The sequence below is a fragment of the Leptospirales bacterium genome, assembly GCA_019694655.1.
Lineage (GTDB): Bacteria > Spirochaetota > Leptospiria > Leptospirales > Leptonemataceae > SSF53.
The window spans coordinates 15,684-37,456 of record JAIBBN010000015.1 but is presented as its reverse complement, the minus strand read 5'-3'; the positions used below and the strand labels follow the sequence as shown (position 1 = coordinate 37,456).

The 21,773-nt window shown below is 57.0% G+C and carries 22 protein-coding genes; 15 read left to right on the top strand and 7 right to left on the bottom strand.

What is annotated here, in order from left to right:
* Positions 1 to 121: 121 nt before the first annotated feature.
* The gene (locus tag K1X75_15695) at positions 122 to 1,282 is read right to left on the bottom strand and encodes a metallophosphoesterase (protein ID MBX7059506.1); all 1,161 of its coding nucleotides are present in this window, start codon (positions 1,280 to 1,282) and stop codon (positions 122 to 124) included.
* An 81-nt stretch (positions 1,283 to 1,363) separates the two neighbouring features.
* Entirely contained in the window at positions 1,364 to 1,696 is a 333-nt protein-coding gene (locus K1X75_15690) for an STAS domain-containing protein (GenBank protein ID MBX7059505.1), read from the bottom strand.
* Positions 1,697 to 1,924: 228 nt separating this feature from the next.
* Here K1X75_15690 and K1X75_15685 point away from each other — a divergent pair, with 228 nt between their 5' ends.
* Positions 1,925 to 4,045, top strand: coding sequence for a carboxy terminal-processing peptidase (locus K1X75_15685; protein MBX7059504.1), 2,121 nt, complete (start codon positions 1,925 to 1,927; stop codon positions 4,043 to 4,045).
* Positions 4,042 to 5,082 (top strand): hypothetical protein, encoded by a 1,041-nt coding sequence (locus tag K1X75_15680; GenBank protein ID MBX7059503.1) that lies wholly within the window; start codon positions 4,042 to 4,044, stop codon positions 5,080 to 5,082. The genes K1X75_15685 and K1X75_15680 overlap by 4 nt, the downstream gene beginning before the upstream one ends.
* On the opposite strand, the gene K1X75_15675 is transcribed toward K1X75_15680, so the two are convergent.
* On the bottom strand, positions 5,003 to 5,782 hold the full coding sequence (locus K1X75_15675) for a TIGR02206 family membrane protein (protein ID MBX7059502.1): 780 nt from the start codon (positions 5,780 to 5,782) through the stop codon (positions 5,003 to 5,005). The genes K1X75_15680 and K1X75_15675 overlap by 80 nt on opposite strands.
* A gap of 128 nt (positions 5,783 to 5,910) precedes the next feature.
* Between K1X75_15675 and K1X75_15670 the strand changes: the two genes are divergently transcribed.
* A complete protein-coding gene (locus tag K1X75_15670) occupies positions 5,911 to 7,026 on the top strand; it encodes a hypothetical protein (GenBank protein MBX7059501.1) in 1,116 nt (371 codons plus the stop codon).
* A gap of 11 nt (positions 7,027 to 7,037) precedes the next feature.
* Here the strand turns inward: K1X75_15670 and K1X75_15665 are convergent, their stop codons facing one another.
* Genes K1X75_15665 through efp form a run of 3 tightly spaced genes read right to left on the bottom strand, consistent with a single transcriptional unit; the run spans position 7,038 to position 9,874 of the window.
* Positions 7,038 to 8,072, bottom strand: coding sequence for an NAD-dependent epimerase/dehydratase family protein (locus K1X75_15665; protein MBX7059500.1), 1,035 nt, complete (start codon positions 8,070 to 8,072; stop codon positions 7,038 to 7,040).
* A gap of 34 nt (positions 8,073 to 8,106) precedes the next feature.
* Entirely contained in the window at positions 8,107 to 9,264 is a 1,158-nt protein-coding gene (locus tag K1X75_15660; GenBank protein ID MBX7059499.1) for an ACP S-malonyltransferase, read from the bottom strand.
* Between the two features lie 43 nt (positions 9,265 to 9,307).
* A complete protein-coding gene (gene efp, locus K1X75_15655; protein MBX7059498.1) occupies positions 9,308 to 9,874 on the bottom strand; it encodes an elongation factor P in 567 nt (188 codons plus the stop codon).
* 91 nt (positions 9,875 to 9,965) lie between these two features.
* Here efp and K1X75_15650 point away from each other — a divergent pair, with 91 nt between their 5' ends.
* Complete coding sequence (locus K1X75_15650) at positions 9,966 to 11,045, top strand: KamA family radical SAM protein (protein ID MBX7059497.1); 1,080 nt, start codon at positions 9,966 to 9,968, stop codon at positions 11,043 to 11,045.
* A 6-nt stretch (positions 11,046 to 11,051) separates the two neighbouring features.
* Here the strand turns inward: K1X75_15650 and K1X75_15645 are convergent, their stop codons facing one another.
* Positions 11,052 to 12,419, bottom strand: a complete 1,368-nt coding sequence (locus K1X75_15645) for a serine/threonine-protein phosphatase (GenBank protein MBX7059496.1) — start codon at positions 12,417 to 12,419, stop codon at positions 11,052 to 11,054.
* 121 nt (positions 12,420 to 12,540) lie between these two features.
* Here K1X75_15645 and K1X75_15640 point away from each other — a divergent pair, with 121 nt between their 5' ends.
* The 11 genes from K1X75_15640 to K1X75_15590 all read left to right on the top strand — a co-directional run bounded on the left by K1X75_15640 (position 12,541) and on the right by K1X75_15590 (position 21,681).
* Positions 12,541 to 13,239: a 2-C-methyl-D-erythritol 4-phosphate cytidylyltransferase gene (locus K1X75_15640; GenBank protein ID MBX7059495.1), complete on the top strand. Its 699-nt coding sequence runs from the start codon at positions 12,541 to 12,543 to the stop codon at positions 13,237 to 13,239.
* Positions 13,240 to 13,243: 4 nt separating this feature from the next.
* Entirely contained in the window at positions 13,244 to 13,798 is a 555-nt protein-coding gene (gene thpR, locus K1X75_15635; protein MBX7059494.1) for an RNA 2',3'-cyclic phosphodiesterase, read from the top strand.
* Positions 13,791 to 14,444 carry a ribosome biogenesis GTP-binding protein YihA/YsxC gene (yihA, locus tag K1X75_15630; GenBank protein MBX7059493.1) on the top strand — a complete coding sequence of 218 codons (654 nt, stop codon included), beginning with the start codon at positions 13,791 to 13,793 and terminating at the stop codon, positions 14,442 to 14,444. Before thpR ends, yihA begins: the two co-directional genes overlap by 8 nt.
* 71 nt (positions 14,445 to 14,515) lie before the next feature.
* Positions 14,516 to 14,914, top strand: coding sequence for a nucleotidyltransferase domain-containing protein (locus K1X75_15625; GenBank protein ID MBX7059492.1), 399 nt, complete (start codon positions 14,516 to 14,518; stop codon positions 14,912 to 14,914).
* Positions 14,915 to 14,919: 5 nt separating this feature from the next.
* The gene (locus K1X75_15620; GenBank protein MBX7059491.1) at positions 14,920 to 15,351 is read left to right on the top strand and encodes a DUF86 domain-containing protein; all 432 of its coding nucleotides are present in this window, start codon (positions 14,920 to 14,922) and stop codon (positions 15,349 to 15,351) included.
* A complete protein-coding gene (locus K1X75_15615; GenBank protein MBX7059490.1) occupies positions 15,348 to 16,316 on the top strand; it encodes a dehydrogenase in 969 nt (322 codons plus the stop codon). The genes K1X75_15620 and K1X75_15615 overlap by 4 nt, the downstream gene beginning before the upstream one ends.
* Positions 16,317 to 16,519: 203 nt before the next feature.
* On the top strand, positions 16,520 to 16,870 hold the full coding sequence (locus K1X75_15610) for a MarR family EPS-associated transcriptional regulator (GenBank protein ID MBX7059489.1): 351 nt from the start codon (positions 16,520 to 16,522) through the stop codon (positions 16,868 to 16,870).
* A gap of 22 nt (positions 16,871 to 16,892) precedes the next feature.
* Entirely contained in the window at positions 16,893 to 17,873 is a 981-nt protein-coding gene (locus K1X75_15605; GenBank protein ID MBX7059488.1) for a GDP-L-fucose synthase, read from the top strand.
* Entirely contained in the window at positions 17,870 to 18,847 is a 978-nt protein-coding gene (locus K1X75_15600) for an SDR family oxidoreductase (protein ID MBX7059487.1), read from the top strand. Before K1X75_15605 ends, K1X75_15600 begins: the two co-directional genes overlap by 4 nt.
* A gap of 12 nt (positions 18,848 to 18,859) precedes the next feature.
* Complete coding sequence (gene pseB / locus K1X75_15595) at positions 18,860 to 19,861, top strand: UDP-N-acetylglucosamine 4,6-dehydratase (inverting) (protein MBX7059486.1); 1,002 nt, start codon at positions 18,860 to 18,862, stop codon at positions 19,859 to 19,861.
* The gene (locus tag K1X75_15590) at positions 19,858 to 21,681 is read left to right on the top strand and encodes an ABC transporter ATP-binding protein/permease (protein ID MBX7059485.1); all 1,824 of its coding nucleotides are present in this window, start codon (positions 19,858 to 19,860) and stop codon (positions 21,679 to 21,681) included. The genes pseB and K1X75_15590 overlap by 4 nt, the downstream gene beginning before the upstream one ends.
* The last annotated feature ends 92 nt before the right edge of the window (positions 21,682 to 21,773 follow it).

The window sequence follows — 21,773 nt, the reverse complement described above, 5'->3', positions numbered from 1 at the left end:
GCGTGCAATCCCAGCCTGAAGGTTGCCTTCGACGGGGCAACAGAAATGAGCGCCGCCCAGAGCCTGCTCGTCAGAATGCGGCGCGGATTTCAGATCTCCGCTTCATGCCTGCTGCCAGCGCCTATGTGCTTGCAAATTCGAGAATCGTAATCTCTGCTCGCGTTCCCAAACGCAACGGCGGACCCCAATAGCCAGTTCCCGGACTGGTGTAGACTTGTGTATCGCGAAAGCGTCCAAGGCCAACGACAAATGGTTGGACAAGCCGAACAATCAGCGTGCCTGGAAAGTACTGACCGGCATGCGTGTGACCGGAAAGCACCAGGTCGGCGCCGGCTTCGGCCGCTGCAAACACGCTGCGCGGCTGGTGCGCCAGGAGGACGCGCAGCTCTCCCCGGGCGCCAGAAAGGGCCTTGAAAGGATCGGAGAGGTGGTGAGGAATCATTTGATGTGCAGTGATATCGGCGACGCCGGCCATGACCACCCGCGCGTTGCCTCGTTGCAAAATTTCATGGGCGTTGACCAGAACGCGAATGCCCATTTTTTCCAGCGCCGCCAGCCATTGCAGAGCGCCCGAGTAATACTCGTGGTTTCCGGTCACAAAGAACACTGGCCGGTGCGTTAGATCCTGCAGCGGAAGGGCGTCAGCAAGCAAATCCTTCACCGATCCATCAACCAGATCGCCCGTGATTGCGATGCCGTCACACTCCAGGGCGTTCACTCTTTTGACCAATCTTTCGATGAAGGGTCGCTTGATAGTGGGCCCGATGTGAATGTCAGAAAGCTGCACAAGGCGCATGCCAACCAGATCGGGATGGAGATTGGCAAAAGAAACGCGAATGCGCCGGACCACAGGGTCCCGCCGCGCCGTAAAGAAACCAAAGGCGAAAAGCAGCAGCGCAGCCAATGCCACGGCGGCGTTGATCCATGTCTGCCCTTGCGGACCCGGCTGCTGCAATTGCGGCAAGGCCCAGGCCGCAGCATGCCAGATCAACCCGGCGAGGTCGCGAATGGCGAAGAAGGTAAAAAGAAGCGAAAAAAGGCCCAGGCCCACGTAGGCCAGCCATGCGATTCCCTCCAGGCCGGGATTGTTCGCTTCATACAGGACGCGGGCCAGAAAAGTCAGCGGAAGCGCAACCAGACAGAGTGCAACCAGAACCCATCCAAGCCAGCGCCAGGGGCCTTGCGGCAACAGATCCAGAATGTGCCAGGCCGCGTAGCCGTAGAGGAGCGAAAGAATGGCCAGGGCCGAAATGAAAAAGATCAGGAAGCGAACGCGGGGCATGGAGAACCTTTTGCAAAGAATACAAAAGGCGGATCGCTTCTGCCAGGGCAACTGAAATGAATGGCGGTCGCGGCCTGCAATCTAAAAGGAGGATCGCGCTTCTTCGATGGTATCAAAGATTCGAAAGAGCGGAGTCAGCTTGGTCAATTGAAGGACATAGCGACTTGGTTCGGACAGGGCGGCCAGCGCCAGTTGACCCTCGACTCGTTTGAGTTCCTGCTGAAACGCAATCAAGGCGCCGATACCGGAAGAGCTGAGCGTCTCGACGCGTTCCATGTGAATTACGACCTTTCGAGCGCCCGCTTCCACGCTCTCCTTGAACAGACGTTTCAGCTCCGGCATGGTATACAGATCCATAGCGCCTACGATCTCAAAAAAGGTAGTCTGACCCTCGTTGTGTTGTCTGACCTCCATCGTTTGCCCCTTAGCTGGCGCTGTCGCCGACAGAGCAATGCAAGATTGGCGCCTGCCCCGCAAAGCCCTGCTGCGGTCATTTTAGCCGCCCGGAAGGGCAGAGTGCGCCTGGAACAGGCGAGCTGAACGTTTCAGCGGCGCCCCGAGACGGCTTTAGATCAAGCTGCCGCCAAAAAAAGGAATTGCGGGATTCGCTGCGACTATCGCTTCAAAAGCTCGGTCATTTACATGAAATCGATCCACGCCCGCCGCCGCACTTTTGCCGCCCTTGTCCTTCTCGCTGTTCTACTTCTGGGAAGGGCTTCGGGAACTTCGGCGCAGACGCAATCCTCCTCGCTCACGCTGCAGAAGATGGCGCTGCTGGTAGAGGGTCTGGCGCGCTTTCATTATCAGCCACAACGACTGACCCAGAACGAACTGGCGCGCGGCGCGCAGCTCAGCTTTTTGCGCAACCTGGATCCCTATGGCATCTATCTGCAGCAGAGCGACGTCGATGCTCTGAGCGCGTTTCAGCTCAATGTGCTTCGCGCCAGCGTCCCCGACAATGGCGCTTTGCTGGACGGGGCGGCCCTGCGTCTTCGCCGGCGCTTGCAAGACGCCCGGCGCCTGGCCCGAGAGCAAGCGGCTCAGGTCCGCTTGAGCGACGATGGCGGCGAACTGGACTGGATGAGCCGCGAACGACCGCGCTACGCAGCGGATGACGATGAACTCCGCCGCCGCTGGCGACAGCTCCTGCACTACCGCGCTCTCTCTCGACTTTACTACGCCAATCTGCCCGCCGATGCCGCAGAGTTTCAAGAGCTCATCGCCAGGGATGGCGCCGCGGCGCTACGCGCCGGTCTCCAGAGGGAGGAATCCAACATCCAGTCCCTGCTCGATTTTCGAGGCGGAGTGGAGGGATACATTTCATACTTACTGCTGAATGCAATTGCCAGCGCAATGGATCCACATAGCGCATACTGGTTGGACGACGATCGTCGGCAGTTTGAAGCGGCCCTGTCCACGCGCGCCGAGTCCTTTGGCATAGTACTGGAGAAGACCGTCTTTGGCGAACATCGCATCGCTCGCTTGATTCCTGGCGGGCCAGCCTGGCGCAGCGGTCGACTCAACGCCGGCGATTCTATACTTGAACTGAAGTTCCCGGATGAGCAAGGTCGAATCATCCAGACTGTTGACCTCGACCCCTACGAATTGCAAGAATTGCTCAACCAAGCTTCGCGACGCAGAATCGTCATCGTCGTCCGCAAACCTGACAGTCGTCGCCTGGAGGTCGCGCTTCAGAAAGCGCCCCTGCAACTGGAAGAGAATGTCATTTTCTGCTATGTCCTCGACGGGACAAAGCGCATCGGATATATCTATCTGCCTTCCTTTTACCGGGACCTGGAAGGCCTCGAGGCGCCCGGCGCTGCCAGCGACGTCGCTCGCGCCTTGATCCAGCTCAAGAGAGAAGGCATCGAAGGGGTAATCCTGGATCTGCGCGACAATGGCGGCGGAGCGCGCGTCGAAGCCCAGGACCTCGCCGGCATTTTTTTGGATCAGGGTCCGCTCTTTTTGCAACGCGATCGCGACGGTCGATTGGAACTGCTCAAAGATCGAAACCGGGGAGCGATCTACTCCGGTCCGCTGGCGGTCATGGTGAATGCTCGGAGCGCATCGGCTTCGGAGTTTTTTGCCGGGGTAATGCAGGACTATCGACGAGCGCTGATTGTTGGCAGCCGCACCTTCGGCAAGGCCAGTTCGCAGGTTGTTCTGCCCATGCCGCGCAGCGGACCAATCGCCGACCACCTCAAGCTGACAACCAATATGTACTACGGATTAAACGGTCGCAGCCACCAGCGGCGCGGCATCCAGCCGGACTTCCTGCTTCCAGATGGATCGGCGCTGGGCGGACGAGAAGAACAATCGCCTGCAGCGCTAAGCGCTGAGGACATCGACCGCCGCATCAATACTGCGCCCATTGCCAGCGCCGACCTCAGCGATCTGATCGAAGCCAGCGAAGACCGCGTTGAGGACGATGAACAATTCCAGCGCATTGCCGAGCTAAGCGCCCGCTTCCAGCGCCAGTTCAGCGCCGATCTGGAGATTCCGCTGGAGGGCGGGCGCTTCTTCCGTGAATTGCAGCGCTTTCGTCGCGAATTTGAGGAATACCAGAATGCCAGCCGCCGCCGCTCGCAGGGCTTCCATTCTCGAAGCCCGGAGTTTGCAGCGCGCCTGGAAGCCGTCGACTCCTACCGCCGCGAATTGCACAGCGAGCAAAGGCGGCAAATTGACGAGGACATTTATATTGACGAAACCTACAAAATCTTGATCGATGCCCTCCCGATCTTTTCGATCAGGAGAAGACCATGAAATGGATCACGGTTTGCAGCATCTGCGTGGCAGCGATGCTGGGCTGCGCCTCGCCACTGCGCGACATCGATCCAGCGCGGGCGAACGCCGACATGCAGGCGCTGGCCGGCCCCAGCGAACACATTGTCGCCGATATGCTGGCCTACATCCAGGCCGGGGCGCACGGCTCCAATCCCGCCGCAGTTGAGGCGAAGCGCGCGGCCCTGATTGGCTCTGTCGAAAACGCAATCCTCCGCGCCAATCAGGTCAATCCGTACAATGGCGATCAGCGCTACAAAAATGCAGTGCTCGACTTTTACAACACACTCTATGCCGTGCTGCGCCGCGACTACGCCAATCTGGTCAATCTCGAAGAGATCCGTGAGCAATCCTACGACGACATGGAAGCCTACCTGAGCGCCCGAGCAAAGGCCAACGAAAAATTGGACGAGGCCTCTGCGCGATTGCGACAGCAGGAAGCCCTCTTTGCGGCAGACTATCGCATTACGCTCATTGAAGCGCAAAGCGAGAACAGTCGCAAATTGCAGATTGCGTCACAGGTCCTGGACTACCACTCAAAGATCTTTCTATTAAATTTTCGCAGCTACAAGCAAGAAGGCCACTTGATGGATGCGCTGAACCGCGCAGATGTCAGCTCCCTGGAGCAAAATCGGGAAACACTGTTGGACTACGCGGAGCAAGGATTGACCGAACTTTCTTCCTTTGGACCCTACAATGCAGACACATCGCTGCTGGCGGCCAGTCGAAACAATCTGGAATTCTATCGCGATGAGGCCGCGCGCGACATGCCGACAATTCTGGACTATCTCCTGAAAAAGGATCAATTCGACGAAGCCAGGCGCTCAATGGATCTAATGCCGCCAGCGAGCCGCACCCAGCAGTCCGTGGACAGCTTCAATCGTCTGGTCGGCGAAATGAATGCGCTTGGCGCTCGCTACAATCAGGTAAACCAGCGACTCAATCAGCGACGCGGACAGCTGGTGAACCAGTGGAACCAGGTAAACGAGGGCTTTCTGCATCGACATGTCCCGCGCTAGCCGCTAAACGTCGATTGACCAGATAAAAGGGCAGATAGGCGAGGCTCACCAGCGCCATCATCAGCGCTTGCAGGCTCAGCCAGTAGTAGGGCCAGGGGCCAAGGTAATCGAGAAGCGATCCGGCCGCCGGCTTGTGCATCAGGTATCCATAGTTGGCGCCAAGCGCATAGTCCAGTAGCAGCGCGCTCACAAAATAGATCTGCGTGTAGAGCAGCGTGCGGCCGATCGCGCCCGGCCGCGGCGCCAGCCCCATTCCGGCGGCAAGCAACAACGCGGCAATGACCAGACCGGAATGGCCAACTACAAACATAAAAAAATAGGGATGCGGAAAGTCCACCTGCAGATCCGGCGTGAGAACGCCCTGTAAGGACCCGGCCATGACCCACAGGTAAGCCAGCTCGGCCACCGCCTGGGAGCGCTTGAAGAGCGCCCAGGCCGTAACAATCGTAGCCCAGCTGCAAAATTCCATCGGCAGATCGTAGCGCAACTCCCAGTAACCCTGCAGCCAGCGGTAGACGATGTAGGCGACGGCATTGAGCAACAACAAGGCTGCTATGCCCCGTTCCAGCAGACGCGCCATGGCCGAGCCGGCGCGCCGACGGCCGATTCGAACCAGCAAAAAGGCAAGCAAGCCTGTAATTGCCAGCACCACAATATGAGTCAGCGATCCGTGTTTCACCGCCTGCGCCGCCTGCGCCATTTCCGGCAGGGACTCGGCGCTGCAAACTCCGATCCTGGCGTAGCCGCTGCGAAATCAACGCATCGGGGTTGCCTTGGGGCGCGGCCACTGCCAGAGCGGACGCCACCGCGGTAGCTGGCGGAGGAACCATGTCACAGGAGCATCAGTATAAGCCTGGATTGCTGGAACGCTGGGGCCTGCGCGTACTTCAATCCTTGATGCGTAGCGGCAGCGCCGACCGGGAGCATCACCACGACTTTCGCCGCCAGAGCCAACGCCTGATTCTTCTTTCGGCGGCGCTTTCCTTTGTGATTGGCTTCGTTATTACTGCGCCGCTGGTCTGGCTGGAGTTGAGTTTTCCGGCGGAGCCAGAATTGTTCTCCTCCATATTTTATCAAAAGTGGGCTGCTGTAGGCGGTTCGCTTGCCGTCGGCAGCGCTCTGGAAATCTATCTGCTCTATCGCCTGGGCCTTTACGCCGTATATCGCATCGCTCAACTGGCCGGGGTCCACCTCCAGGAAGAGCACCCTGGGCTGATCACCAGGCTGCCTAACATGCTTTCGCGCGTTGCCCTCGAGATTCCAGATCCCAATCTGAAGCTGCTGCAAATCGACTCGATGCGTATGGTCAACAAACGCACGCTCCTGGTGCGCACTGTCGTCTATAAGCTGAAAGTCATGCTGTCCAATGTGCTTTCCAAGATCGTGCTGCGCAAGGCTCTGGCCCGTAGCGCACTGCGCGCCTACGCCGACTACATTGCGGCGCCGATCACTGCGCTATGGGATGCCGTGGTAATGATTGTCGTTTTGCGCGAGGTGCGCATTCGTTTGCTTTCTCGTATCCTGGCGGAGGATATCCTGGATCAGGTGCTGCCCCATCTTCCGCAATTCGATCGCGGGCTGCGGCTGCTGCTGCTGCAAACCATTGGCAATGCGATTGTGCTGGCGCAACGCTTTCATCCAACGCTCGAATACCTGCTGCTGCGTTTCAACCACGAGTTTCAGCTGCCCTTCAGCGAGCAGCTGGACGACTGGGATCTCTATGTAGCTAAGCTATCGCAGGCGCCCCAGCGCGATCGACGACTGGCGCTGGAACTGCTGGCCATGGCCTGCGCCTTTGACGGCGAACTGTCGCGCCTCGAGCGGCGCTTGCTTAGCAATCTGGATCCAGAGAGCAATTTGTGTATGAAGGTCGACGCTCTGACCCGGCCGATCCGCAGCGGAGACCTGCAAGCGGCGCGGCAACTCTGTCGATTGCCGCTGTAGGGCGATCGCTGTCAGTTCTTGATTTCAAAAACTGACTTGTTGGCCTCGATCCAGGCCAGCAGTCGCTCCACGCCCTGCCGTGGCTTGAATTTTGGCGCAAATCCAAAGGCCTTGCGCGCCCGCGAGATATCACAGATGAAATAACGCATGTCGCCGGGACGCTCCGCGTGATACTCGATATCCAGTTTACGACCCAGTACTTCGCCGATCATGTGGATGCATTCGATCAAACTGATCTTATGATCCGGTCCGCCGCCAATGTTGTACACTCCGGGCGCGGGCTTGCGAAAGTAATCGAGATAGGCCTGGGCGCCGTCCGCTGCGAACAAAATATCGCGCGCCTGTTTGCCAGTTCCAAAAATCCGCAAAGGCTGACCAAAAAAAGCGCGAATCGCAAAATTGGCGACCCAGCCGTGGTCCTCGCCGCCAAACTGGCGCGGGCCGTAGATGCCGGTAAAACGAAAGCTGGCCGACGGCGTCTGCAGCATATCGGTGAAGGTGCGCACGTAGTGTTCGGCGGACATCTTGGAAGCGTGCAGAGGCGAAAGCTCGCCAACCATCACCGGCTCATCTTCGCCAATGGCAATTGGATCGCGTTCGTAGGAGCTTTGGCCCTCGCGCAGCGTATTGTTGATGTGATTGCCGTAGACGTGGATGCTCGAGGTATTCACCGCCGAAATCTTATGTTTTCTGGCCGCATCCAGCACATTGAAGGTGCCAAGGACGTTGGTACTGAAATCGAGACGCGGGTCTTCCCAGGAGATCGTCATCGCCGGTTGAGCGGCGGTGTGAACGATATAGTCGCAACCGGAGCTGTGGTCGCGGATTGCTTCGGCGTCAGCCACGTCGGCCTTAACCATCTGGCAGCCCATCGCTTTGAGTTCGTTCCAGTTGAAGTCGCGCGTCTTATCCGTTCCGTAGCCCGTGCGTCCCAGCTCGTACTTGGTCATGTTGTCGTAGCTGACAACCTCCCAGCCCTCTTTGCGAAATAGTTCACAAACATGAGAGCCCAGAAATCCGCATCCGCCCGTAACCAGAACCTTCATCACCCTGCTCCTTATTGCTCCAACAACGATCGCTTCAGACGATCTCTTTAGCTTCCTTGGGCGTGGCCGCCGCCAGTACCGGCAATTGCCGCGGCAAGCTGCTGAGCGTATCCGTGGAAAGGCGCTGGCTGGTCTTGCCTGGACCGAAATCCAGGATGTGCGTGATAGCGCTGTTTTCTGCCGCCGGCTTCATCGATTTTTCCCAGTAGAGCGGATGGATGGCCATGTCGACGTACATGCGAATCGGCAATTTTTCGGCCTGCAGACGCAAGTCCGTGGAATCGTAGAAGGAATATACCGGTCGCTGCAGTTGAGCGCCGGAGTAGTCGAAGCCAATGCGCTTGATCTCCGGTTCAAAGAACTCGCCGACGGAATTCATCAGCGGGCAATGGAAAGGACAGGTCGTCCGCAAATAGACGAACTTCAGCTTCTTCTCGTCGATCAAAGGCTTGAGCTTCTTGTTGAGTGCGATCAGCGAAGCGCGAAAGGATGAAACGATGCGATTCTGCGGAGAGTTATAGAGACTGACGTGAAGCTGCTGGTCCGCCGGCAGGCCGGCGTTCACTTCTTTCACGGCAGCCTCGATGCTGGCGTGAGTTTCGCCCAGGATGGCGACCATCGGCGCAGGCGCGCCCGATCCGAGAGCAGTCGATTCGGCGATTTCCGCCTCGCTGGGCGCAAAGTGCGGATAGGCCTTCTGCGCGCTGACGCCAAGATACAGTAAGTATTTCACATACTTTGCCATGGCTGCATAGTATGCGTCGCCCTCCAGACCGAGCGCTACAAGCGAAGCGGGGATCAATCCCTGGCTGTGACCGCTGGCCGCTACTGTGTACTCCAGCAGGCTCTTGCGATCAAAGCCGTTTTGTACGATCGATTCCAGATGCGCCAGCTGCGTAACTTGAATCATCGGAATGGAGACAGCCGCGCAACCCAGGTATTCATCGTCGGGCAGACTGGCTTCATCGGCCAGCCAGCGCTTGATGTCCAGGCCCAGCGGCAGTCCAACCGTACCTTCAACGCGCGGGCGCTCCTCGTCGAGCGCTTCCAGCGCCACGTCAAAGAAGCGCTTCATGCGAGGCTCGGCAAAATACTTTGACAGTTCCTTGAACCAGGGCGCGCCCTGGCCGCCAAACTGCACAAAGAAGCGCGCCTGGCCTGCTTTCGCCTGTTGAAATAAGGTATCGGACATCTGCATCTCCCCTGCTTGAAGCTACATTTGCTGAGCCCCTGGCTCAGGACTTGTTGACGCGCTCGACAAAACTGAAATCACGCATATCGACTTTGATGCGATCGCCCTGATTGATGTAGAGCGGCGCCATGACCTCGCCGCCGGTTTCCACCTGAACGCGCTTGCGCGCCGATCCCTGGGTGTCGCCCTTCAGGCCTTCCTCGGCATAGCTGACAATCAATTCGACAAAAGTTGGCGGGATGACGCCAATCGGCTGACCTTCGTAGAATGTGACCTCAACCTCCATCTCTTCTTTCATGAACGGAATCAAATCTTCGACCATGACCGCTGGAACATGGAACTGCTCGAAGTCCGCCTTGTCCATGAAGACGATGGCCTCGCCATCGCGGTAAAGGTAGGTCATGTAGCGCTTTTCCAGCTCGACGTCCTCGGCCTTTTCCGAGGACTTGAAGGTGCGTTCGATTACGTTGCCGCGCTTTACATTTTTGAGCTTGGTTCGCACAAAGGCGCTGCCTTTGCCAGGGTTCACAAATTGTGCAAAGGATACGGACCAGAGTTCGTTATCGATCTTCAGTACCATGCCTTTCTTGATATCTATTGCATTGATCATGGCAGGCGTAAGGGTTTAGCAAATGGGGTCGGGCGTCAAACCATTCCCTGGCGAGGGCCGCACAGCCGAGTGGCAGGACTGGCGCTGGCAGATGCGGCGGCAGGCGCGCAGTTTTGCAGATTTGCTGCGCATGCGGCCAGAGCTGGCGCACTTTTTCAGCGCCGAGCAAGCGCTGCTGCAATCGCAACTGGAAACTGAGCTGGCCGATCGCTTTCGATTTGCAGCGACGCCGCATTATGTCAGTCTGATCGACGCCGGGGATCGCAACTGTCCGATCTTGCGGCAATTACTGCCGGCCGCAGACGAACTCAACGATCCGTGGAATCGCGACGAGGACCCGCTGGCCGAAGAGTCGCACATGGTTGCGCCGGGGCTGGTGCGACGTTATCCCGACCGCGCTTTGTGGTATGTTACCCATCGCTGCGCAGTTTACTGCCGCTTTTGTTTTCGCAAGCGCAAGGTATCGCGCGCCGAATCGGCGCCGTCCAGCGCTGACATCGATGCCGCCTTGCGCTACATCCGCCGCCAAGATTCGCTGCGCGAAGTGATTCTCAGCGGCGGAGATCCGCTCTCGCTATCCGATCCTCGCCTCGAGGCCATCCTGCGCTCGCTGCGCGAGGCGCCTCATCTGGCCAGCATCCGCATTCATACGCGCATGCCGGTCACCGCGCCGATGCGAATCACCGCGGCCTTGTGTGCAGCGCTGGCCGAGTCCTATCCGATTACGCTGGTCACGCACTTCAACCATGCACGCGAAGCAGGACCGGCGGCGGCAATCGCCGTTCGCCGCTTGCGCGAGGCAGGCGTCGTGGTGTTGAATCAATCGGTTCTGTTGAGCGGGATCAATGACACCGTCGAGGCGCAGCGCGAACTCTTATTGCAGCTGCTGCGTATTGGCGTGACGCCCTATTATTTGCATCGCTGCGACGAAGTCCGCGGCGTATCCCACTTTCGAGCCCCGCTGGAACGCGGCCTGGAAATCCTGCGTAAGCTGCGCGGCAGTTTGCCAGGCATCGCCATCCCGCGCTACATTGTTGATTTGCCCGGCGGCGGCGGCAAAGTAGAACTGACGCCGGACATGCTGGAATCAGGACCGAGCGACGGCGCAGATGGCCGGCGCCAATTCGTTTTCCGCTCTCATGCGGGGACGCAGCATATTGTTCTCGACTGATTCTTGCTACACGGTTCGACGATAGGGACTGACGACCAACAGCGTGCAGTCATCCTGGGGCAAAAGACCGCGCGGCGATTGGCCGACCATCAAGGCAAAGCGGTCAACGAATGACGTTGCCAGCTTTCTGGCATTGGGCGCAACGAGCGACTCAACCAATCGCGACACCCAGTCGGCGCCCAGGAAGCGTCCATTGACATCGATGGCATCGGTGAAGCCATCAGTAAAGAACAGCAAGAGCGATTGGTTGCTGAGCGCGGCGCGCTCCTCAGGATAGCTCAGCGACGGGAGCATGCCGACAGGCGGACCGCCGCCGGTCAAATCGCGCACCTGCCCGCCCTCAGCCAGAGCAAGGGAAATTTGACCGGCGCAAGCATAGCAAATCTCGGCGGCATCGATGTCGGCGACAATGGCCGAGAAGCTGATGGAATCCTGGTAACGCTCAACAATCGTCTGATTGATTGCAGTGAGCGCTTCTCCAGGACTGCGCAATCGAGGATCGGTGTGCAGCCACTCGCTCTTGATGATCATAGCCGACAGCGCCGCATTGATGCCATGTCCGCGCGCGTCAGCCAGAAAGATGCGCAGGCGATCGGGGCTAAGGCGCGTCACGTCGTAGAGATCGCCGGTCAATTCGCCTGAGGAATGATGTGCTACCTCAAACTCAAAGTCGCTCACCTCGGCGGCGCTGATTTCGAAAACCTTGCCCTGCAGCATTCTGGCCAGGCTGAGGTCCTCTTTTAAGAGCAGGCGGTCATCTTGAGCATTCTTGACGCGGCGTGAAAGACCCACCTGCAAAGTTCCAACGATAATGCCAATGGCTGCCAGACCGGAGAGCAAGCTGACAAAAAGATCCGTATAGCGCTGGCTGCGCGTATCATAGTCGCGGATCCACTCCGGATGCTGATACTCTACCAGCAGCAGACAGAAGGCAAGCGCCAGAATCATTGTGACCCCAAAGCGGCGATGCCATCCGCGCAAAACAATAACGGCCATGGCAATGTGCACGAACAGAAAGTACTGACTTCCCCCCCATGACCCGCCATTGACAAACCACAGCTGCAGCATGCCAGCGCTAGCCAGCAGCATGGCCGGAAAGGCCATCTTATAGTAGCGGTCTCGCCAACGTCGACTGAAGCGCGAGAGCGCATAGATCGCTCCAAAAATAAGGCCGCTGGGGGCCAGCACAGCAACGCTCTGCCAGCCCAGTCCAAGCGAGACGTTGAATGCGGTAAAGGCAATGCCCACCAGAGCGCCGTAAAGGGCCGCCATGTTAAACAGCCGCTGCTCTACCGCGAAGCGTACGCGATCGCCGTGCAGCAGAAAGTTCAGCTGTTGCACTCGCTCATATAGAATGCGTCGCACGGTGGTCATTGGCCAATTCTTCGGCGGGCTTCGCATAGCCCGGTCAGACAAAATATTCGAGCTTCCCAATTCCTATTTTCGACAAAAGAGAATGGCGAATCCGGCCGGCGCCGGCGAAAAATGACCGCACATGCCACGGCTGCATTTCATCCTCTTGAGCGGGGGCGTGGGCGCTCGCGTCGGGGCCGCGCAGCCCAAGCAGTTTCTGCAATTGCACGGCAAACCAGTGCTTCTGCATTCTATAGAAGCAATCCATCAGGCGCGACCGGCTGCCCGTTTGGTTGTGGTTGCACCCGCCGAACACCTCGAAGCGACAAGGCGCCTGGCGGAATCTTTATTTGATGCGCTTGTTGTTGGCGGCGCCACGCGGCATGCATCTACACTGGCAGCGCTCGAAGCGGTGCCGCTAGCGACTCTGCCAGAGGCGGACCTGGTGTTGATTCACGATGCGGCGCGGCCCATCCTGGAGGCCGCAGAGCTGGACGAGCTGGAAGCGGCGGTCGCGCGCTCCAGAGATGGCATCGCTTCGCTGGTTGCGCCGCTGACGGAGACCGTCGTCGAAGCAGCCGCCGTGAGCGGCCCGATGTTGCGCCCTCTGGATCGAACCCGTCTTTTTGCTGTGAAGACGCCGCAAGCGGCGCGGGCTGCAGCGCTACGTACGATGCTGCAACGGGCGCCGGAGGGCGAGTATACCGATCTATTAACCTGGGCGGCGGCGGCGGGACTTGGCGCCGAACTTGCGCCAGCCGGCCAACGAAATCTCAAGCTGACGTCCTTGCACGATCTTGCAGTGCTGGAGCGTCTGCTAAGCGGTAGCGGAGTCGCCTGAGCCGGTGTCGCGTTTTTTCCTGGCCGTAGACCTGGATGAGGGTGCGCGCTCAGCTGCGCTGCAGCTTTGCCATGGATTGCCCGGCGTACGCTGGATCGAAGCTGAGCAAATGCATATTACATTGAAGTTTCTTGGAGACCTGGACGAGGCGCAGGCCGACGAATTGAGCGAGCGGCTTCAGCGGATTGTAATGCCTGCCTTTCAGCTGCGCTTGCGCGGCGTCGGCTGCTTTCGGCGCAAAGGACCAGGAGCAACGCTGTGGGCTGGCATTGAACAAAACGGGGCTTTGCTTGGTCTGCAGCGCGCAGTAGAACGCTGTTGCCGTGCGCCTGGATTGCCCGTCGAACGCGGCGGTTTCAATCCGCACCTGACTCTGGCTCGACTGAAACAAGTCTCGGACCAGAGACTCCAGGAATATTTGAATGAATTCAGCGCCTTTGCCAGCGATCCATTTCCGATTGAAGAATTCGGTCTCTTTGCCAGCGAACTGCGTCCAGAAGGCGCCCGCCACACACTCATCCAGTCATTTCCGTTGCAAGGCGAGGTTCGCGATGCATAAGGGTCAACGCAAGACAGAACGCCGCGAGGCGTTGCGTTTTCTGCGCGAGGTTCGCTACCTGGGCTCGTGGCCGGATGTCCGAATGCTGCCGGATACTGGCCCGGCCCCGCTGATAGCATTTACCGGGCGATCCAACTCAGGAAAATCGTCGCTCATCTCCGCCCTCTGCGACCAGAAGAATCTGGCGCGAACATCCGCCGAACCGGGCAAGACGCGCAGCATCAATCTGTATCGCGCTCTGCCAGGCGCCTGCCCGCCGCAGGGCGTGGTGCTGGCCGATTTGCCGGGCTTCGGCTACGCGCGAACTTCGCACGCTGAGCGCGCTGCGCTGCGACGCATGGTTGATCAGTTTCTGCTGCACGCTCCTCGTCTTTCATTGACCGTACTGGTTCTCGATTGCCGGCGCGAACCAGCTGACGAAGAGCTGAGCGTAATTGATTTTTGTCGAGCCGAAGGACGAGAGTTGATCTTTGCGCGCAGCAAATGGGATAAGCTGAGCAAGCAAGAACGGCTGCAGAAATCTCGCCAATGGCAAAAGGCCGGCTACGAGGATATCAGCATAGGAGTGTCCAATACCAACGGCGAAGGATTGAGCGAAGCGCTGGAGAGCATAGCCCTGGTCATCCAGAATGCGAATCCTTCTTGATTGCCCGCCTCTTGATTTCGCTTGCGGATTGCAGTGGACGGGCAAGACTTTAGCGTAAGAGGACTCGTTCTTTGATTGAGCAATCTCTTTTGCAGCGACTGACCGAATCCATTCGGGAAGGCGCGGATCTGCGCCTTGCCGCGGTCTTTGGCTCGGCTTTGCAGCCGCGCTTTCATTCCAAAAGCGATGTGGATATTGCCGTGCAGGCGCGCGTTCCGCTTTCACTGTCGCACGAGTTGAACATGAGCGTGAAATTTTCACTGCTGGCCCATCGGGAAGTCGACCTCATCAACCTGGATTGCGCTTCGACGGTGCTTAAGAACGAAATCGCCAGGAATGGACGTCTATTATATGAATTTGAGCCCGGCGCCTGGGCGGCCTGGCAGGCCAGGGCGGCGCTTGAATACTGGGATTTTGAACCTGTCTACCTTCTTGGGCAGCAGGCAATAGCCCGACAATTTCGAGCCTAGCCATCATGACCAATCGCGACATAGTACTTCGCAAACTGACCACGATGAACGAACACAGACGGCGCTTGCAGATTCGTCTGGACCGCCGACTGGAAAACGTCGTCCCCTCTGCCGACATCGATGATGCTATCGCAATGAGTTTGCTGGTTTGCATTCAGGAAGTCGTTGATATTGCATCGCATATTCTGACCGACGAAGCGCTGACCCTGCCGGAGTCGGCCGCAGCTGCGACGCTGGCGCTGGCCCAACACGGCATCCTTCCGGACAACCTTGCATTGCAACTGGCGGCGATGACAGCGCTGCGCAATCGCATTGCCCACGGCTACAGTCAAGTTGACGCCAATCGAATTGTCGCCGAGCTGCCGTCCGGATTGCAAGCATTAGAACAGTTTGCATCGGCCATTGTCGCCTATCTGGATCGCGGCGAAGTCAGATGATCTTTGTATCGGCTTTCCCTTTTGGCCGCGTTGATGCGGCCCCCCTGGACCTGCTGCGCTCTTCCGGCTTTCCCTTTCAACTTAACCCAGAGGGACGGATTCTACGCGCTGAGGAAAGCGCTTCGCTTGCTGCCAGGGCCCAGGTAATCATTGCGGGCTCAGAAGAGCTCCGTCCGCTGATTGAGCTAAGCACAACTTTGCGTATGATTGCGCGCGTTGGCATTGGTCTTGATTCTGTGCCGCTGGAGCTATGTCGGCAGCGCGGCATCGCCGTGAGCTACACGCCAGATGCCGTAACTTCCGCCGTCGGCGAGCTGGCTCTGGGACTGTTGATTGCGACGATGCGCTCCGTTGGCGAGGCCGACCATGGCATGCGCGCTGGCCGCTGGGATCGGATCATTGGCCGTCGCATCGGCGATTGTCGCATTGGCATCCTTGGTTTTGGTCGCGCCGGCGCCTATCTGGCGCGCTTGCTCGTTCCCTTCCGGCCGCGTCAGATCTTAATTCACGATATCCGCGACCGCCGTGTAGCGCTGAAGGACATTGCCGGCGATCTGCCAGCCGAGCAAACCGATCTGGATACGCTACTGGCGAACTCCGACGCCATCAGCATTCATCTGCCATTGACCTCGGCTACCCGCAACATGATTGGCGCGGCGCAATTGCAGCGCATGCCCGCAGGCTCGTGGCTGGTGCAGACCTCGCGCGGCGGCATTCTGGATGAAGACGCTTTGCTGGCCGCCGTGCGAGGCGCACACCTGCGCGGCGCCGCGCTCGATGTCTTTGGCAGCGAGCCCTACACCGGGCCGATGCTTGGGGAAGACCGCATCCTGCTCACCCAGCATATGGGATCTTGCGCCGCCGACGCCCGCGCCGCTATGGAACGAGGCGCCACAGAAGACGCCCTGCGCTTTCTGCGCGGCGAGGCGCTGGCCAGCGCCGCGCCCCTGGAGGGCGAATTTTGAGGCAAAAGGCGGCATTATGTCCAGCGCCCATTTTCTGGCGCCCAGGTTAGATTTGTGTTCAACTGTTGAACAAATGATTTGACGTTTCCAATAGGGCCATTTTAGTGGCCTTGCATTTTGAGGCCCTGGGACTCACCTGGCGAAGCCGTGCCAGGCCTGCTCGCTCTCCCCTTCCGCTGGCCTTGCCGGCGGATCAAGCAACCATGGACGACGAACTCCGTCATCGAATCTTGCGCATACTGGTTGAACATCCGGAAGTGAACCAGCGCGAGCTGGCCAGCATTCTGGGTGTAAGTTTAGGAAAGACCAACTATTGCCTTGCGGCGCTGATCGAGAAAGGTTGGATCAAGGCGCGTAACTTCAAGAACAACCGTAATAAGTTTGCGTATGCTTACTATTTGACCCCGCAGGGAATTGAGGAAAAGGCCAGATTGACGCTGCGATTTTTTCGACGCAAGCTCCGGGAATATGAGGAGCTCAAGTCGCAGATCGATGAACTGGCCGCTGAGGCGGAAACGGCGCAGCAGATGTTTCCGGAGCTGGAGCGGGGCTAGGGCGCAAGCGCCGACAACTCTCATGGATCGAGCGGCAAAAGTCTACGTGGCCGGCCATCGCGGATTGGTAGGTTCGGCAATTGTCCGGGCCTTAGAGGCCGACGGCTATCGCAATGTGATCGGACGTACCCACGCCGAACTGGACCTGCAGGACCAGTGCCAGGTGCGCAGCTTCTTTGATAAAGAGCGCCCCGACTACGTTTTTCTGGCCGCAGCAAAAGTTGGCGGAATTCATGCTAACAACACCTTTCCGGCGGAGTTCATCTATTCGAATCTGGAGATTCAGAACAATATCATCGATGCCTGCTGGCGGTATAGCGCGAAGAAACTTCTATTTCTGGGATCCTCGTGCATCTATCCGAAATTTGCCCATCAACCGATGGACGAAGATCAGCTCCTTTCCGGCAAATTGGAGCCAACCAACGAACCGTACGCCGTTGCCAAAATCGCCGGCATCATCATGTGCCAGAGCTATAACCGTCAGCACGGGACGAATTTCATCTCAGCCATGCCGACGAATCTTTATGGTCCGGGCGACAACTATCATCCTGAAAACTCGCACGTAATCCCAGCTCTCCTTCGGCGCTTCCACGAGGCAAAGACCGCTGGCGATTCAGAAGTTGTGATCTGGGGCACTGGCAAGCCCCTGCGCGAGTTTTTGTACTCCGATGATTGTGCGCGTGCTTGTGTGTTCTTGATGCGGAACTACGACGTTCAGGGTGTAGCAAACGGCGGGGATTTCATCAATATTGGTTCCGGCATTGAGGTTAGCATACAAAATTTGGCGGAAGCCATCAGGGAGGTGACAGGCTTCAGTGGCCGGGTAACATTCGATGTCAGCCGTCCGGATGGGACGCCGCGAAAGCTGCTGGATGTTTCGAAACTACATCGAATGGGCTGGCGACATCAAGTGGAACTGCGCGAAGGATTGCGACAGGCCTATGCTGATTACTTGAGCGAAAGTAGCGGAATACCGCCAAGCGCCCGTCGCCATATTCCATGAATGAGAACCGCTGCATTGCTATTTTCGGAGGCGACGGCCTCCTCGGTTCGAACTGGGCCATCTGTCAGCCAGAGGGAATCAGAATAGAGTTGATTCATCGTCGAGTAGAAGGGCGACCACTTGGACGGCCATGGCACAAGTTGACTGAATGGTCAACAGAGTCCATGGTCGGGCTTCTACAAGAAATCCAGCCGACATACGTGGTCAACGCTGTAGCACTAACTAATGTGGACGAATGCGAAAAGTTTCCAGCTGCAGCAGTAGAGGCAAATGCTCTTCTCGCTGCCAGGCTCTGCCGGGCCTGCGTTCAACTTCGACTGAAATTCGTCCATATTTCCAGCGACCAGCTCTTTGACGGCGAATGCGGCAACTATATCGAAAGTGATCCTATTTCGCCAATCAATGTCTACGGCCTTACAAAAGCGCTCGCTGAACGATTGGTGTTAGAGATTGACTCGCAGGCGCTCATTATCCGAACGAATTTCTTTGGCTACGCGCCAGCTGGTCGAAGCTCGCTGAGCGACTGGGTTCTCGCCGCCGCCGATAAAGGCGAATCGAAGCCCCTTTTTACAGACTCCTTCTTCACTCCAATCTATGTAGATAACTTGGTGGCATGTTGCCAGCAACTTCTCAATGCTCAGGCAAAAGGCGTATATCATGTAGTTGGCGATCAGCGGCTAAGCAAGTACGAATTTGGGATTGCTCTGCTTCGAACGTTTGGCAAGTCAGACGCCACGTTTTTCGCCGGGAGACTCTCCGATCAGAAATTCCCCGCGCCAAGGCCCCGCGATATGTCCCTCTGTAACGATTTCACTGCGAGGCTCTTGGGTACAAGCCTCGGCGATATTGATCGGCAGCTGCGGGACTTGAAGTCGGCTGCCGAGAACAGGCCATTTCAGCTGCACCGGTTGTTTAGCCAAAGCAATCGCATCCAAACAAGCCGGTCAACGGAATTCCCGCCGGAAATTCATTAAGGATTTGCTACAGTGTTAGACGGCGCATCGATTCTCCTCACCGGCGGCACCGGCTCTTTCGGTCGAACATTTGTTCGAGAAACTCTGAAGAAGTGGAATCCAGCTCGCATAGTTGTTTTCTCGCGCGATGAGATGAAACAGTGGGAGATGGCCGCGCTATTTTCCGAAGATCCTCGAGTTCGCTTCCTGATTGGAGATATTCGCGACATCGATCGATTGCGACGCGCTTTAGATGGCGTCGATATCGTCGTTCACGCCGCCGCAACAAAAATCGTGCCCACGGCGGAATACAATCCATTTGAATGCATCAAGACCAATGTCATTGGCGCAATGAATCTCGTCGATGCATGTATCGATCGGGGTATTCGCCGGACAGTAGCGCTATCTACTGATAAAGCAAGCAGCCCAGTGAACCTCTACGGCGCGTCGAAGTTAGCATCGGATAAGCTCTTTGTCGCTAGCAATTCCAATGCGGGCGCCCACCAGTCTCGCTTTGCGGTTGTTCGATACGGAAATGTCATGGGTTCTCGGGGGTCCGTAATTCCTTTCTTCGCTTCCCTTCCGGAGGACCAGCCAATACCTATTACCGATCCTCGTATGACCCGTTTCATGATTACGCTAGAACAGGCTGTTGATCTAGTCTGGCATGCGCTCGCAGATATGCAAGGCGGCGAAATATACGTGAGAAAGATTCCTTCGATGACCATAACCCAAATTGCCGAAGCAGTACGTCCGGGGACGGCGACTCGAGTGATCGGAATTCGCCCTGGCGAGAAACTGCATGAACAAATGATTGGAATCGAAGACGCTCTTACAACCTTTGAATATACAAACTATTTCAAAATACTACCTGCAATCAATCAGTGGAACAAGGACCCCATGAGGATTGGAAAAGGCGCGCTCGTATCGGAAGGCTTTACATATCGTTCGGATAGCAATGGCGACTGGATGAGCGTGGCGCAGCTTCGGGAGTGGATCAAAAGAAACATCTCCCCGAGGGATTCTGTCGGATGAACTCGATATCAGCTGCAGAACAATCGCATACCCCTGCACTGCAAGAGCAAGGCGCCATTCGAAGGCTTTGGTCTAAATTGGCAACTCGCCGCAAGCGGCAGCTTGCATTACTTCTAGCGCTTATGGTCTTTTCTTCAGCGGCCGAGACGCTAACAATTGGTAGTTTGGTGCCTTTTCTTTCAATTCTAACGATGCCCGAGCGGGTATTTCAGTCCAATTTCGCAAGTCCCCTTGTTTTTGCGACTGGCGCAGCGACGCCAGGTGACTTGCTGGTTCCAATTACTATTCTCTTTATTGGAGCAACCGTGCTGTCTGGTGGCGCAAGGCTCTTGCAGCAATGGCTCACTACCGCACTTTCATTCGCCGTAGGCGCGGAACTTGCCGTGGATGTCTTTCGCCGGACATTGTATCAACCTTATTTTGTGCATACTGGCCGAAACAGCGCTGAAGTTGCTATTGGCGCGTCCAAGGCTAAGGCGCTGGTTAGCGGCGTTATTTTGCCGGTATTCGCAATTATCAACGGAGCATTGCTAGTGCTCTCAGTATCGGCGTTCCTTTTCTTGCTCGATCCCAGCAAGTCGGTCGTTTTATTTGCGGGCTTTGCCGTCATCTATCTGTTTGTAGCGACTACAGTGCGACGGAAGGTCTATGCAAACGGAATAATACTCTCACGCGAAGCGGTTGCCTCCAAAAAGCTGCTAACGGAGAGTCTCGGTGGAATCCGAGATGTACTGTTGGATGGCACTCAGGAGCGCTATGCGGGATTGTTTCGGACAATTGAGGCTCGACTTTCGAGAGCAAATGTTGTCAATATGTTTGTCGCCGGTAGCCCCAGGACTTTAATTGAAACGGCAGCAATAGTCCTGGTTGCCGTTGTAATCTTACCGATTGCAAAGGAATCTTCCGGGTCTGTTTTGAACAGCATTCCGATTTTCGCTGCACTGGCCCTCGGCGCTCAAAGACTCTTGCCTGTCTTGCAAATGGCTTACGCATCCTGGGTAAGTCTTCGCTCCAGCAGGCCGATGCTACTTGATGTCCTCGCGCTTCTGGAACAACCGATACCTGCCTTCAGCCAGCCTGACAGCGTTCGAAAACTTCCGTTTAAGAGAGAAATCTCTATTCATGAATTGGCTTTTGCCCATGATTCCGAACGTGAACGCGCGCTACATTCAGTGTCCTTTTCAATCAAGAAGGGCGAAAGGCTCGGCATAGTCGGAAGCACCGGATCAGGGAAGAGCACCTTGCTAGACTTACTGATGGGACTTCTAACGCCAACGGCGGGATTCATTGACATTGATGGGACGCCGCTTAATCCGCAAGCCGCTCGATCGTGGCAAACTCAAATTTCTCATGTACCCCAGCATATCTTTTTTGCCGATGCGACTATTCTCGAAAACATCGCCCTTGGACATTCGGCGGATGCTATCAATGTAGATAGGGTCAAAAGAGCAGCTGCGATGGCTCAAATAGACGAATTCATTGACTCCTTACCCATGGGTTATCATACTCAAGTCGGCGAAAATGGCGTTCGCACGTCGGGCGGGCAGCGGCAGCGTCTGGGCATCGCGCGGGCTCTTTACAAATCACCCAGCGTCCTACTATTGGATGAAGCTACCAGCGCTTTGGACGATGAGACGGAACAGGCGGTGATGGAATCAGTTTACGCGCTGTCTGCCGAACTCACAATAATTATTGTAGCTCATAGGATATCAACTCTCAGACGCTGTGACCGGATTGTGGAGCTAGGCCGAGGGCGAGTAGAGCGAATTGGCAGCTATCAAGAAGTTCTTCTGGCAGGCAAAAAGTCGGACGTCGCCTAATGCCAGCGCATGCAGTACACCTGTACTTCTACACCGATTCCGTTGCATTTCCCCGTCGTGGAATCCAAAGACTCAGTGAAACATACCCGCTG

Excerpts from the sequence above, each read along its gene's own strand:
- K1X75_15665 (MBX7059500.1), bottom strand. The coding sequence starts at position 8,072 with ATGAAGGTTCTGGTTACGGGCGGATGCGGATTTCTGGGCTCTCATGTT.
- K1X75_15660 (MBX7059499.1), bottom strand. The coding sequence starts at position 9,264 with ATGTCCGATACCTTATTTCAACAGGCGAAAGCAGGCCAGGCGCGCTTC.
- K1X75_15685 (MBX7059504.1), top strand. The coding sequence starts at position 1,925 with ATGAAATCGATCCACGCCCGCCGCCGCACTTTTGCCGCCCTTGTCCTT.
- K1X75_15640 (MBX7059495.1), top strand. The coding sequence starts at position 12,541 with ATGCCACGGCTGCATTTCATCCTCTTGAGCGGGGGCGTGGGCGCTCGC.
- K1X75_15650 (MBX7059497.1), top strand. The coding sequence starts at position 9,966 with ATGCGGCGGCAGGCGCGCAGTTTTGCAGATTTGCTGCGCATGCGGCCA.
- K1X75_15670 (MBX7059501.1), top strand. The coding sequence starts at position 5,911 with ATGTCACAGGAGCATCAGTATAAGCCTGGATTGCTGGAACGCTGGGGC.
- K1X75_15615 (MBX7059490.1), top strand. The coding sequence starts at position 15,348 with ATGATCTTTGTATCGGCTTTCCCTTTTGGCCGCGTTGATGCGGCCCCC.
- K1X75_15590 (MBX7059485.1), top strand. The coding sequence starts at position 19,858 with ATGAACTCGATATCAGCTGCAGAACAATCGCATACCCCTGCACTGCAA.
- K1X75_15675 (MBX7059502.1), bottom strand. The coding sequence starts at position 5,782 with ATGGCGCAGGCGGCGCAGGCGGTGAAACACGGATCGCTGACTCATATT.
- K1X75_15605 (MBX7059488.1), top strand. The coding sequence starts at position 16,893 with ATGGATCGAGCGGCAAAAGTCTACGTGGCCGGCCATCGCGGATTGGTA.
- efp (MBX7059498.1), bottom strand. The coding sequence starts at position 9,874 with ATGATCAATGCAATAGATATCAAGAAAGGCATGGTACTGAAGATCGAT.
- K1X75_15695 (MBX7059506.1), bottom strand. The coding sequence starts at position 1,282 with ATGCCCCGCGTTCGCTTCCTGATCTTTTTCATTTCGGCCCTGGCCATT.
- yihA (MBX7059493.1), top strand. The coding sequence starts at position 13,791 with ATGCATAAGGGTCAACGCAAGACAGAACGCCGCGAGGCGTTGCGTTTT.
- K1X75_15610 (MBX7059489.1), top strand. The coding sequence starts at position 16,520 with ATGGACGACGAACTCCGTCATCGAATCTTGCGCATACTGGTTGAACAT.
- K1X75_15645 (MBX7059496.1), bottom strand. The coding sequence starts at position 12,419 with ATGACCACCGTGCGACGCATTCTATATGAGCGAGTGCAACAGCTGAAC.
- K1X75_15680 (MBX7059503.1), top strand. The coding sequence starts at position 4,042 with ATGAAATGGATCACGGTTTGCAGCATCTGCGTGGCAGCGATGCTGGGC.
- K1X75_15690 (MBX7059505.1), bottom strand. The coding sequence starts at position 1,696 with ATGGAGGTCAGACAACACAACGAGGGTCAGACTACCTTTTTTGAGATC.
- K1X75_15600 (MBX7059487.1), top strand. The coding sequence starts at position 17,870 with ATGAATGAGAACCGCTGCATTGCTATTTTCGGAGGCGACGGCCTCCTC.
- K1X75_15620 (MBX7059491.1), top strand. The coding sequence starts at position 14,920 with ATGACCAATCGCGACATAGTACTTCGCAAACTGACCACGATGAACGAA.